The organism is Noviherbaspirillum pedocola, assembly GCF_016632335.1.
Taxonomy (GTDB): Bacteria; Pseudomonadota; Gammaproteobacteria; order Burkholderiales; family Burkholderiaceae_D; genus Noviherbaspirillum_A; species Noviherbaspirillum_A pedocola.
This window is the reverse complement of the sequence record NZ_JAEPBG010000019.1, coordinates 75,843-88,397: the sequence shown is the minus strand read 5'-3', so window position 1 is coordinate 88,397 and position 12,555 is coordinate 75,843. Positions and strand designations below refer to the sequence as shown.

Sequence of the window (12,555 nt, the reverse complement as noted above, 5' to 3'; positions counted from 1 at the left end):
ACGCTGCATGAGTGCGCCATGCCCATGCGCGGTTCCTCGCGCCGCACACCCGTGCGTGCGGCGCCGATGCCGCCCGGGCGAACGGGCCGGCATCGGGCTTCTTCCCTTCCTCAGTCGCGCCGGGATACCGCTGGCAGCGCCATGTCTTTGGCTTGCCCGGCTGAAGGCACGCCGGATGCGCCTGCGCTGCGGAGCGTCTCGCCTGCCGGTGCGGCGGTTGCGGCGTGCCCGGTGGATTGCGGCATGGCGGGCATGGCGGGAATTGCGGGAATTGCGGGAATGGCGGGAATGGCGGGCATGGCGGCAGGCGCATTCGTGCCGCCATCGTCCATGCGCGCCGACGGCGCCGGATTTGCTCCGGCATGGTTTGCTCCGGCATGGTTTGCTCCGGCCTGGTTTTGCGATGTCGCCAGGAGCGCGGGCCGCCCTGCACGCAACTGCCGCCGCAACAGCGCCGCGCCTTCCGCGCGCAACAGGACATCGGCGGCGCGCCCATGCCCTCCCCGCGCGGCGAGCGCCGACGCGGTTGCGCCGGCGTCGGTCTGCAGGCACGGGTCCATGCCCGCGGCGAGCAGCGTATCGATGGCCTGGTCGTGGCCTCCCTCGGCGGCGAGCATCAGCGCATTCCTGCCATCCGGAAGGCGGGCCTGCGCCAGCGCGGCGCCGTTCCAGCTCGGCAGCAGGCAGGCCAGCACGTCGGCGTGGCCCTCGCGCGCCGCCAGCAGCAGCGGCGTGTAGGCACTGGAAGTGGTTTGCAGGGCGAGCTGGCGCTGCCTCCAGCCCAGCAGCAGGCGCACCACGTCGGTCCATCCGCGCTCGGCGGCGTGGCTCAGCGCGGTGTGGCCTGTCGGCGTGGACAGCGTCGCCAGCGCGCCGTCCTGATGCGCCAGCAGAACCCTGACCACCTCCGCATGTCCTTTTGCGGCCGCGAGAATCAGGGCGTTTTCGCCCGTGTTCGTCAGCGCGTCGCGCGCGGCGAGCGCGCCGCCCTTCCATGCCAACAGCACCTTCACGCAAGCGAGCTGACCGTTTACCGCCGCCATCATCAGCGCATTCATGCCGCCCAGGGTGCCGGTCTGCCACGCCAGCGATCCCTTGTCGAACTTCAGCAGCAGTTTCAGCACGTCGAGGTTGCCCGCGCCGGCCGCCATCATCAGCGCACTGCTGCCCCTGACCGACAGTTCCCTGGCCAGCGCGCCATCGTCCACCTCGAGCAGGGCTTCCATCATGCGGGCGTCGCCGCGCAGCGCTTCCACCATCAGCTTGTTGCAGCCGTCCTGCACCTTTTCGCGCGCCCAGGCCTTGCCGGCCGGCGTGCGCAGGAGCTTGCGCATGGCAACCACATCGCGATTGCCGAAAGCCTCCAGGAGCATGTTCGGCCCGCCTTGCCTGCTGCCTTGCCTGCCGCCGGCCGCGGCCTGCCGCCGGGTCGCCTTCGCGCCCGATGACGGCGGCGTGGAACGATCGAGCAGGCTGAGGTTTTCACCGGCTTGTCGCAACAGCTTCCAGATATCGACGTTGACGTCCTGCAATGCCTCCCTGTGTTCCGAAGCCAGGCTGGCCGAGCGGAGCAGCGCCGTCGATCCATCGCTGAGGATCTGCGCGACGAGCGTCTGATCGAAGCGCAGCAGGCGCTCGAGTATCCCGACCTGGCCATATTGCACGGCCAGGACCAGCGCGGTGCGGTTCGCCTCCAGCTCCTGCCGCGCCAGGGCCGCGCCGCCGGCGCGCAGCAAGGCATCGAGCACCTTGCCATGGCCATGCCTGACTGCGCACAGCAGCGCCCTTGCGGCCGCGTCAGGCTGGGCATGCGTGTCGACGCCGGCAGCGAGCAATCGCGCGACGATGTCGCCGTGCCCGGCCTCGGCGGCCCGCACCAGCGCCTTGCCACCCGCGTGCGCGCAAAACATCCGCAGGGTCGCGCCATCGAGCGCGCTCAGAGCAAGGGCGAAAGCGCCATCGTCCCCCTTGCCGGCCGCATCGACCAGGGCCGCGAAGTCCATTTCCTGCGGCGCGAGCGCCATGCGCTGCGGTCCCTGCGGTCCCTGCGATCCATTGGTCGACGTGGTGTGCGTGGGCATGGATGTGGCCGCGGTCGACAACGGCGGCCCGCCATGCGCAAGCAAGGCCGGCGCGCTCGTCAATGCCGCCGGCTGGCCGCCCGGCGGTATCAGTCCGGCTTGCGCCAGCAGCGGCTGCGGCGTCGCTGCGGAGACCGCGCGAACGACATCGTCATCGGCCGACAGGAGCCCGGACTGCACGCCGTTGCAAAACCAGGTCAACAGCGCCAGCGTGGCTGCGGCGCCTTCCGCGCTGATCGCGATGTCCTTTTTGAGGATGCCTTCAACCAGGTGCGGGCACAGGCGGGTGGCGAAGGCACGCAGGCTGCCGATCTGTTCAGCGCTGTACAGGCCGCCGTCGACGAGCTCGCAGAGCATGCACAGGCCCTTGCACACGAGCGCAACGGCTTCGTCGCCGGCCGTGCGCAAATCGATTGCGCCGCTTGCGACCTGGCGCTCGGCCTCGTCGAGGAAGCGCGCCAGGCATTGCGCCAGCTCGCCCGGCCATGGCGACTGCGGCCGGGCGCGTGCGGTCTGCGCCAGGGCCTGGCGGCACATGTCGAGCGTTCAGAAACACTGCTGCCATGAATCGGGCTGGTCGAAGCGCACATCGGCGAGCTGCGCGCATAGCGCTTCGAGCAGGATGGCATCGCCGTGCGATGCGCGTTCGCCGGAGACCCGCGGCACGCCCGTTGCAGGACCGCCGTGTCCATCGTCCCTGCCGCTGATGGCCGGAGACGGGGAAGCGCAGCGGGGACAGTGGCTGACATGTCGCGACATGGCGGACCTTTCGGAAGGAATGCGGTTGGATTGGGCGTGCTTGAGTGCATGGCCAGGCTTCCCGGTTCCGCGCTGTACCCTGTCGCCGCCATCGGTTATCCTCAACCCCCTTTCTTCGCGAACCCTGCAATCGCCATGGCAAATTACGTATACACGATGAACCGCGTGGGCAAGATCGTGCCGCCCAAGCGCCAGATCCTGAAAGACATCTCCCTCTCCTTCTTCCCCGGCGCCAAGATCGGCGTGCTCGGCCTGAACGGCTCGGGCAAGTCCACGCTGCTGAAGATCATGGCCGGCATCGACCGCGACATCGAAGGCGAAGCGGTGCCCATGCCCAACCTGAAGATCGGCTACCTGCCGCAGGAACCCGAGCTCGACCCGGAACAGACCGTGCGCCAGGCCGTCGAGGGCGGCCTGGGCGAAGCCTTCGAAGCGCAGGCCAAGCTCGAGGCGGTGTATGCGGCCTATGCCGAGCCGGACGCCGATTTCGATGCGCTGGCCGAAGAGCAGGCGCGCCTGGAAGCCGTCATCGCCGCGGCCGATGGCGGCAACCTCGACTTGCAGATGGAAGTCGCCGCCGATGCGCTGCGCCTGCCGCCGTGGGACGCCAAGATCGGCGTGCTCTCCGGCGGCGAGAAGCGCCGCGTCGCGCTGTGCCGGCTCTTGCTATCCAAGCCGGACATGCTGCTGCTGGACGAGCCGACCAACCATCTCGACGCCGAATCGGTGGACTGGCTCGAGCAATTCCTGCAGCGCTTTCCCGGCACCGTGGTCGGCATCACCCACGACCGCTATTTCCTCGACAACGCCGCCGAATGGATCCTGGAGCTGGACCGCGGCCACGGCATTCCGTGGAAGGGCAATTACAGCTCGTGGCTGGAGCAGAAGGAAGGCCGCCTGAAGCAGGAGGAAGCGACCGAGAGCGCGCGCCAGAAGGCGCTGAAGAAGGAACTCGACTGGGTGCGCCAGAACCCGAAGGGCCGGCAGGCCAAGAGCAAGGCGCGCCTGGCCCGCTTCAACGAACTGTCCGAATACGAATACCAGAAGCGCAACGAGACCCAGGAAATCTTCATCCCGGTGGCCGAGCGCCTGGGCAATGAAGTCATCGAGTTCAAGAACGTCAGCAAGGCCTATGGCGATCGCCTGTTGATCGACAACCTGTCGTTCCGCGTGCCGCCGGGCGCGATCGTTGGCATCATCGGCCCGAACGGCGCCGGCAAGTCGACGCTGTTTCGCATGATCGCCGGACGCGAGCAGCCGGACTCGGGCGAAATCGTCGTCGGCCCGACGGTGAAGGTGTCGCTGGTGGACCAGTCGCGCAACGAGCTCGACAACAGGAAGACGGTGTTCGAAGACGTGTCGCAGGGCGCGGACCTCCTTACCGTGGGCCGCTTCGAGATGCCGTCGCGCGCCTATCTCGGCCGCTTCAATTTCAAGGGCAGCGACCAGCAGAAAGTGGTCGGCAACCTCTCCGGCGGCGAACGCGGCCGGCTGCACCTGGCCAAGACGCTGCTCATGGGCGGCAACGTGCTGCTCCTGGACGAACCGTCGAACGACCTCGACGTGGAAACCCTGCGCGCGCTGGAAGATGCGCTGCTCGAATTCGCCGGCAGCGTGATGGTGATCTCGCATGACCGCTGGTTCCTGGACCGTATCGCCACCCACATCCTCGCCTTCGAAAGCAATTCGCAAGTGGTGTTCTTCGACGGCAATTACCAGGAATACGAGGCCGACAAGAAGAAGCGCCTCGGCGAGGAAGGCGCCAAGCCCAAGCGCATCCGCTACAAGCCGCTGCACCAGTAAGTGCGTTGGAATGAAGCGCTCACAAATCGGGCGCTTCGGATCCCTCTTCGGCAAACGGCCATGTGTTTTCTCCCAGCAGCGGCGGACAAGGCATAGGCGATAGTGCGCCGCTATTGACCGCTGGCGCGGGGCCGGCGCTGGTAGTTGATGTGCTCGACTTGCTCGACTTGCTCGATTCTGACGACGGCAAGGTCTCCATTGCAGCTCAGGATCGGCGTCCAGAACGGAACACCTCACTTGGGCAGCTGCGTCTTATGCGGCTTGCACCCGCTGGTAACTTCATGAATCGGTAGCCTGCCCAAAGCGCCTGCCGCAGCCAGGCGTTGCTCCTCTCCCTTCAGGGCAAGCAGCAATGCGACGATCTCGGGCGCTTCGGAACGGGCGGCCCGATGAATCGGCAACCTGCCCTCGAAGTTGTGCACCATCCTGAGCGCCTCCTGCGCATCGTCGAAACTCAGGAGCAGCCGCGCGGCCTCGACGTTGGAATATTCGGCGGCGACATGCAATGCCGTGTCTCCGGATTGATCCGGCGTGAGCAAGGTAGCCTGTCCGGCGTCGATATTGAGCGCTTCGGCGAGCAGCGCGTTGAATCCGAATTCGACCAGCAGCGAAATGAGCGGCCCGCCGTTTGACCATCCTTCGACGAGCAGTCGCTGCAGCCCCGCCATGTTGCAGCATTCGAACAATACGTCGCGCCAGTTTTAGAGGCGCGGACACCAATGCTCCCCAAGACGATCGATAGTCAAGAGACCGAAACGGAGTCGTTCCTCTGCCGCCTTCCCGGCGAGTTCACGATGCCATGCTTCCGGACCGTTTGCGATCTCCATCCTCACGCACCGCTCCATGTGGTCCCGGGCGCTGCCGGCGGCACTTGGCCAATGCTGGCCGGAAGCGGCGCGGTATACATAGGCATAGACGCTGTGCTGCCCGGCCTGCGCTGCCGCCATTGCGGTGGCTGATTGAGTGGCAAAAGCGGCATGGCGGGAGACAGGGACGGCATGCCAGCTACCGTGCCAAGCGCCTGAAGCGGCGGCGTCCAGAGCCGGGGCGCATTGCCTGGATTCTGACCATTGCCCTGCGCGGCATTCGCCATATTGGCCAACTGCTGATGATGGACCAAGCACTGCACCGTGTCAGATGAACGATCCTTGCGGGAACCGGTACGTTTCATCGGCACGCCTCCTGAAAAATTGGAGCTACCTGGCAACGCTGTGCCGATGCATGTTCCGAGGTCATGGCACCTGAACGCTTCGGCGCACTACTGCTGCGCCTCCTGCGTCTGCAGCGCACTCTTCTCGTCCTCGCCACCCTGCGGCGTGGGCGCGCTCATGGGCCACAATGGCGCCTGCTCGCTTTCGGGGAACGCCTTGCGCATTGCCGCCTCGATCTGCCCGAGCACCTCCTGATTGCCAGCCGCCTGTGCATGCTGCAGCGCGTTTAGGTCATCCACATCGCGCTGAAACAGTTGCGCATGCAATGCCGAACTCACCGCCAGCAATTCCTTGACGACGCCGCTTGCGCCCCAGCGCACCGCATGCATCAGTGCGTTTCTTTTGTTGGCATCCACGGCGCACAGCTGGCTTTGCGCATGCTCGGCCAGCAGCATCTTGACCAAGCGGGTGCGGCCATGCATCGCCGCGATGTGAATCGTGCGCTGGTCGCCGCCGACGGTGGCGCTCCGCTGGATGAGCTGCTGGCGCAGCAGGAGATGGCGGCCGGCGCGCTCCGCGCCCGCGCGGGCGGCAAGGTGTATCGGCAACCAGCCATCTCGATTCGGCTTCAGCACGAGCGCATCGGCAAGACGATGGCAATTGAGCATGGTGCCGGTCGCTTCCGCGTCGTCGGCGGCGACGGCCAGATGCAGGGGCGTCATGCCATCCCGGTCCAGGTCGGTCAACGCATCCTTTACAGCATGCTGCGCGAGCACGGTGCGCACGAGTTCCTTGTCACCGAAGCGAAGCGCGAGATGCGCGAGACGACATCCGCGTGGCCACACCATGCGCTGCAGGCGGTCCAGCGGCGCTTCGCGAAAGATCAGCGCGACGGCGGCGCTCCAGTTCGCCTCGATCACATGCGGCAGGCTTTCCATCAGAAAGCGGATGCGCTGGTCTTCCTCGAGCTTCAGACGCGCATTCAGCCATGCATCCATGCCCTCGCGGACATGCCGCGCGGCGAACTCAGCAAAATCGACGCGCGCAATCTCGGTGACTGCCGGGAAAACATGGCGCCAGCAGGCAAAGGCATGCTCGCTCATGGCGGCCCTCGACGCGCCGGGCGCGGCGACCTGCGCCGGGATCGGCCTTTCGGTCGGCGGGGCTTTCGGCGGTGGCACATATTGCGGAAGGGGATCGATCACAGGGCCTGCCGCGGCCGACGAATACGGCAAGGCACCGATGCGTTCATGGAACGCGATGGCGCCGTGGCCGCGTCCGCCCATGCCGCCCAGCGTGAAAGTCAGCACGCGCCGGCCTTGCGGCGAAGCGGCATTCACGCTAGGCCGGCTGGTGCCTTCCGCGGGCGCGTCCGGCAGCACGGCCTGTTCGGGGGTGCCGCCACGCGCCGCCTGGCGGGCGCTGTTCGTGATCTGTTCCGCCATTGCATGGCCGTCGCCCGCATTCGACTCGCCAGCGGAGCTGCTCGCCGAGCGTTTCACGCGGGCCGCCATGCAGAAGGAAAAACGATGGCCGCGCCCTGCGCGCAGCGGCGCCCATGCGGTCCTACCATGCGAGCTCGTTGCGACATCCGGTCTCGATGCCTTCCCTGAGCAGCAATGCCGCCTGCACGCAGGCCTGCAGGAATTCGAAGCTGGTCTCGCAATCCTCGTCTTCGCGACACAGGGGCATGCAGGCAATCAGCGCCATGTGTCCGGAGGGCGCATGCAGCGCGGAGAGCATCGCGAACGGCGGCGGCAGGTTGAATTGCGCCTCCAAGAGGCTCTGGCACAGCGCGGGCAGTGTCGCGGGCGTCGGCATGCCGACATCGATATGCAGCTTCACGAATCCGGATGCCTCGTCCAATTGGAACAGCACCGGCAGCTCCGCGATCATCATCGCTTCCTGCCGCAGCACCGGCTCGTGCTCCGCGTCCGGCACGCCGGCCAAAACGCATAACCGCCTGAGCATGGCCATGTAGTCACGCGTCATTCGTGCTCATTGCGCTCACCGCGCACGATGACCGAAGTCTTGGCCGCCGCCGCCACCAGCGTGAACGTGCCAATGACATTCGATACGTTGCGTGGCACATGCAATGTCTGCAGCAGACTGCGTCCGTATGCCGAGTCCATCATGGCCGGCACCGAGAACAGCAGCCCGGCCTGCGCATAGGTTTCCGGCCGTCGGGCAACGCGTTGCGACAAGGTCGGCGGCTTGGGAGGTTGCGGCCGTCTGACGAGTTCGGCGCCGCGATTGTGGTGATACTGCGCCGACAGCAGAGCGCCGGCCGAGGCCGCAACCATTTGCCAGAAGCCGCGCGCGAGCGTGAAGTTGATCGGATAGCGTTCCGCTGCCCTGGCGAAGGCGCCGGGCCGCGCGCTCCAGAACGTCTTCCATGCCGTTTCGGTTTGCCTGGCAATGCGGGCAAAGGCGCTATGCGGATCGGCGCAACACGTTTCGCTCACGTGCGTTTGTAGTGCATACGCAGGAATGAAGGGAAACAGGCTGAGCATGAGGCCGACGCGTTCCTGCCGCCGACTCGGTCGCGGCGCGGAGCCGATGCCCGACGGTTGCTGCTGCAGGTCGGCATAGATCATTCCCGCCACCGGCAGGCGCGCCGGTCGCACCATCGGCGGCAACAGCGGCGTGGCCGCGGTCAGCGTCGTGAAGGCAAGGAAGGTGTTGCACATGGAGCGGGCGACATGGGAAGCGACGGGAACCGCTTCGCCGTACGTCCGGGCCCGATGACTGGCAACAGGAGCTTTGGCGCGCTGCCCCGCGCCCTGGGTTCGTATATTTTCCATGCGGCTTGAGTAGCGCAAGGTCTGACGCTGCTGCAGGCGCCTGCCGAAGAAAAGCGCGGCATTTGAGCTAGCTCAAGCTTTAGCCGGTGCCTGCTCCGTTTCGCTCTGATGCGCGTCGCGCGGATGCACCATGGCTGTGATAACGCAGGCAGCCACCACGGCGGTGGTCAGGCGCGCCACGGCCGCGGCGGATGGCGCCGTGCCGCGCTCGGCGGCACGGTCGATGCGAACGGCCATCCGATTGGTGAACGAGAACCCCAGCGCGGCGCTCGCATAAGCTGCCGGGTTGGCGCGAATGCGCTCCATCAGGCCGGGCGGCGCTGCCAGCTGCGGCGCCGGCGCCGGCTCCAGCGTCGCGCCGCGCGCGCGCTGCAAGGCGCCGCCGACGACGCTGCCCACGCCGACCGAAGCCATTTGCGCCACTACCCGCGCCAGCACGAAATTGAACGGATAACGCTGCGCCAGCTCGCGCCCGGCGCCAGGCGGCAGCCGGCGGCACAGCCCGGCCCAGGCATCGCGCGCGGCCCGCGCCATGGCCTCGCCGCGGCTGCCATTGCGGCTGCACCAGCCATTGGTCAGATGGGTTTGCAGCGCGAAGAAGGGGATGTAGAAGAACATGCCGATGGCGTAACCCAGCATTTCCTGCGCCGGACTTGCCGCCGGCGTAAAGCGCACCCGTTGCGGCGGCTGCATCTGGTCGATGAAGATCATGCCGGCGGCGAGGTTGCGCTGACGGTAGCAACGCAGCATCGCGCGCCCCGGCGCGCGCGCGGCCATGCTCTCGGTCGGACGCAGCAGCGGCGACAGGATGGTCGGCCAGCTGAAGGCATTGAAGGTGATCGCCGCCGCCTGCAGCGAGTAGTGCCATTGCGACACCTGCTGGCGCGGCCGTGCATCGGGCGTGCCGTTCGTGCCGGCGACGTCATGATCGGCCGCGCGACTTGCCGAAAAAACGGCCGCGTTCGCACGGCTGGAAGCGGTTCGGGTATCCATGGCGGCATGAGTGCCGTGGCGCGGGCTTTTGTTGCCGCGGCTTGATGTGCATCGCACGGCAATGTCCCTGAAGCCGCAACTGGTATTCCACGGCAGTGCGCGTGCGTGCGAAGGGGCTGACGCCTGCAGCGCGCACAGGTTTGCCGGCACGGCCCTTGCATCAGGCCCGTGCCGGCGGATTACAGGTCCATTCCAGCGCCCATGACAGGCTGCCAGGGGTATCAGGACCAGGTACTAGGGCTTGAGCACGACCTTGGTGCACTCATCCTGCTTGTCGCGGAACATGCGGTAGGCATGCGGCGCTTCCTCCAGCGGCAGATGATGGCTGATCACCACCGACGGATCGAGCTCGCCCTTCTGTATGCGCTCCAGCAGCGGCTTGAGGTAACGATGCACATGCGTCTGGCCGGTGCGTATGGTCAGCGAGCGGTTCATCATCGAGCCGATCGGCATCTTGTCCAGGAAGCCACCGTACACGCCGGGTATCGATACCACGCCGCCATTGCGCGCGGCCATCAGCGCTTCGCGCAGCACGACCGGGCGCCCGGTCTCGAGCATCATCGCCTGCTTGATGCGGTCGTAGGCGCCGATCAGGCCCACGCCATGCGCTTCCATGCCGACGGCATCGATGCAGGCGTCCGGCCCGCGTCCGCCGGTCATGGTCTTCAACGCATCCAGGGTGTTGACCTCTTCATAGTTGATGGTCTCGGCCTTGGAGATTTCGCGCGCCATGCGCAGCCGCTCCGGGAAGCGGTCGATCGCGATCACCCGCTCCGCGCCCAGCAGGTACGCGCTCTGGATGGCGAACTGGCCCACCGGGCCGCAGCCCCAGACCGCCACCGTATGGCCCGGCTTGATGTCGCAGTTCTCGGCGGCCATGTAGCCGGTGGGCAGGATGTCGGACAGGAACAGCACCCGGTCATCGTCCAGGCCGTCCGGAATCTTGACCGGGCCGACGTCGGCATACGGCACGCGCAGATACTCGGCCTGGCCGCCGGCATAGCCGCCGGTCAGATGCGAATAGCCGAAGATGCCGGCCGGCGAATGGCCCCACATCTTCTCGGCCATGGCCGCGTTCGGGTTCGAGTTCTCGCAGCAGGAATACAGCGTCTGCTCGCAGAAGAAGCAGTTGCCGCAGGCGATCGGAAACGGCACCACGACACGGTCACCAATCTTCAAGTTGGTGATCGCGCTGCCGACCTCGACCACCTCGCCCATCGGTTCATGGCCGAGAATGTCGCCGGACTCCATGCTAGGCACATAGCCGTCGTACAGATGCAGGTCGGAGCCGCAAATCGCGGTGGAGGTCACGCGGATGATGATGTCGCGCGGGTTCAGTATCTTCGGGTCCGGCACCGTGTCGACGCGCACATCGGTGGGGGCATGCCAGCAAACCGCTCTCATCCTGGAACTCCTTTTCTGATCAGTCGGGTAATCGGGCCGCGCGGGCCGGCGCTCTGGCCGACCGTGGTCGGGATTTCGCCGGTCTCGATGAGCTGCTTGAAATGGCGCAGGTCATCATCGACCTGCAACGACGGTTCTTCGCCAAACAGCTTGGCAATCAGCGCGCCAGTCTTGCCGCCTGGCGGGCTGTACTGCATGTCCACGCGCACGACGGTGCCGCGTCCGCCCGGCGCGGTCTCGAAACGCACGGTGCCGGCATTGTCGACATCCGCGCCTTCCACCGAATGCCAGGCCAGCAGCTCGCCGGGCTGGTCCACGGTGACTTCCGCATCCCATTCCACGGACTTGCCCAGCGGCGCTTTGGCCTTCCAGTGCGAACGCGTGGCCGAGGTGCTCTGCACCGATTCCAGGTGCTGCATGAAGCGCGGGAAGTTATCGAAATTGCGCCAGAATTTGTAGCACTCCTCGGGCGACTTGTTGACCGTGATGCAGCGCTCGATCGATAGCGCGCCGGAGGAAGTGCGATGCTCGCCCATGCCCTGGCGCGAGCCCTGCTGCACGGCGGTGATCAGATCGAACACCGCGGCCGCGCCGATCACGGCGGCGGTGATGCCGATGCGGCTGCGGCGGTCGGCCGACTTGGCATTCGTCGCGGCGCGGCCGATCAGCGTGGCTTCCATCGCGATGCAGCCCAGGCGCGCCAAACCCAGCGGCGCCGGCTTGCCGCCGTTGAGGATGTTGATGCCTGAGGCGACATTGAGCGCGCCGGAAGTGCGGATCAGCGCATCGTCGGCATTCACGCCGCTGGTGCGCGATACGGTGCGCGGCGCGAGCAGTTTGGTGATGCCCAGCCCGAGCACGAACAGGCCGAGACCGGCGGCAATGGGTGACAGGCTGCGGTCCTCGTCCTGCTGATAACGGAAAGGCCGCCCTGGCGGCAGCTTGGCGAAGGCGCTGCCGGCGTCACGCCCGACGCCGCCCTGGCTATCGCCGTCCTGGGCTTGGGTGAGATTGCTGGTGCTATTCATGCACGGCTCCATGTTGTCGGCCGAGCGCATGTTGCTGCCCGGCGCGTGTTTGCATCGCATGTTGATGTCGCGGGTTGATATCGGTTTCCCGGCGTTACGGCATTGCCGCCGCAACAACCATGCAAATTAGTCCACGCTGCGCATCCTTGAGTTCTATGCCTTTCGTGCTATCCGGCGCGCCGTTGATCTGACGCATAATGCGCGGATGAATAACGGACACTTCTTCCAGAACCTGCCTTCTGCGCTGCCGGAAGAAATCATCGAGGTGCTGATCGCGCATCCTTCGCTACGCATCGAGCGCATCGTGTCGCACGGGCAGCATTCTCCCGATGGCTTCTGGTATGACCAGGACGAGCATGAATGGGTAATGCTGCTTGCCGGCGCAGCGCGGCTGGGCTTTGCGGATGGCAGGATGCTGGAAATGACGCCCGGCTGTCATGTGCTGATCGCTGCGCATGAGCGGCACCGCGTCGAATGGACCGCTCCCGACGCCGACAGCATCTGGCTTGCCGTGTTCTATCGTGATGGATGA

The 12,555-nt window shown here is 66.3% G+C and carries 11 protein-coding genes; 2 read left to right on the top strand and 9 right to left on the bottom strand.

Going from position 1 to position 12,555, the window contains the following annotated elements; all coding sequences use genetic code 11:
• Positions 1 to 110: 110 nt before the first annotated feature.
• Positions 111 to 2,618 carry an ankyrin repeat domain-containing protein gene (locus tag JJB74_RS27230; protein ID WP_200597450.1) on the bottom strand — a complete coding sequence of 836 codons (2,508 nt, stop codon included), beginning with the start codon at positions 2,616 to 2,618 and terminating at the stop codon, positions 111 to 113.
• 9 nt (positions 2,619 to 2,627) lie between these two features.
• Positions 2,628 to 2,840 (bottom strand): hypothetical protein, encoded by a 213-nt coding sequence (locus JJB74_RS27225; RefSeq protein WP_200597448.1) that lies wholly within the window; start codon positions 2,838 to 2,840, stop codon positions 2,628 to 2,630.
• 135 nt (positions 2,841 to 2,975) lie between these two features.
• Between JJB74_RS27225 and ettA the strand changes: the two genes are divergently transcribed.
• Positions 2,976 to 4,643, top strand: coding sequence for an energy-dependent translational throttle protein EttA (ettA, locus tag JJB74_RS27220; RefSeq protein WP_200597446.1), 1,668 nt, complete (start codon positions 2,976 to 2,978; stop codon positions 4,641 to 4,643).
• A 233-nt stretch (positions 4,644 to 4,876) separates the two neighbouring features.
• Here ettA and JJB74_RS27215 read toward each other — a convergent pair whose 3' ends face one another.
• From JJB74_RS27215 to JJB74_RS27185, 7 genes are all read right to left on the bottom strand, one after another.
• The gene (locus JJB74_RS27215) at positions 4,877 to 5,311 is read right to left on the bottom strand and encodes an ankyrin repeat domain-containing protein (protein ID WP_200597444.1); all 435 of its coding nucleotides are present in this window, start codon (positions 5,309 to 5,311) and stop codon (positions 4,877 to 4,879) included.
• Positions 5,312 to 5,901: 590 nt separating this feature from the next.
• Positions 5,902 to 7,296, bottom strand: a complete 1,395-nt coding sequence (locus tag JJB74_RS34010; RefSeq protein ID WP_200597443.1) for an ankyrin repeat domain-containing protein — start codon at positions 7,294 to 7,296, stop codon at positions 5,902 to 5,904.
• Positions 7,297 to 7,360: 64 nt separating this feature from the next.
• The gene (locus tag JJB74_RS27205; protein WP_200597441.1) at positions 7,361 to 7,786 is read right to left on the bottom strand and encodes a type III secretion system chaperone family protein; all 426 of its coding nucleotides are present in this window, start codon (positions 7,784 to 7,786) and stop codon (positions 7,361 to 7,363) included.
• Positions 7,783 to 8,484, bottom strand: coding sequence for a hypothetical protein (locus JJB74_RS27200; protein WP_234484901.1), 702 nt, complete (start codon positions 8,482 to 8,484; stop codon positions 7,783 to 7,785). The genes JJB74_RS27205 and JJB74_RS27200 overlap by 4 nt, the downstream gene beginning before the upstream one ends.
• Before the next feature lie 186 nt (positions 8,485 to 8,670).
• Positions 8,671 to 9,591 (bottom strand): hypothetical protein, encoded by a 921-nt coding sequence (locus JJB74_RS27195; RefSeq protein ID WP_200597437.1) that lies wholly within the window; start codon positions 9,589 to 9,591, stop codon positions 8,671 to 8,673.
• 234 nt (positions 9,592 to 9,825) lie between these two features.
• On the bottom strand, positions 9,826 to 10,995 hold the full coding sequence (locus JJB74_RS27190; protein ID WP_200597435.1) for a zinc-dependent alcohol dehydrogenase: 1,170 nt from the start codon (positions 10,993 to 10,995) through the stop codon (positions 9,826 to 9,828).
• The gene (locus JJB74_RS27185) at positions 10,992 to 12,023 is read right to left on the bottom strand and encodes an SRPBCC family protein (RefSeq protein WP_200597433.1); all 1,032 of its coding nucleotides are present in this window, start codon (positions 12,021 to 12,023) and stop codon (positions 10,992 to 10,994) included. The genes JJB74_RS27190 and JJB74_RS27185 overlap by 4 nt, the downstream gene beginning before the upstream one ends.
• A 205-nt stretch (positions 12,024 to 12,228) precedes the next feature.
• On the opposite strand from JJB74_RS27185, the gene JJB74_RS27180 reads away from it, so the two are divergent.
• Entirely contained in the window at positions 12,229 to 12,555 is a 327-nt protein-coding gene (locus JJB74_RS27180) for a cupin domain-containing protein (protein ID WP_200597431.1), read from the top strand.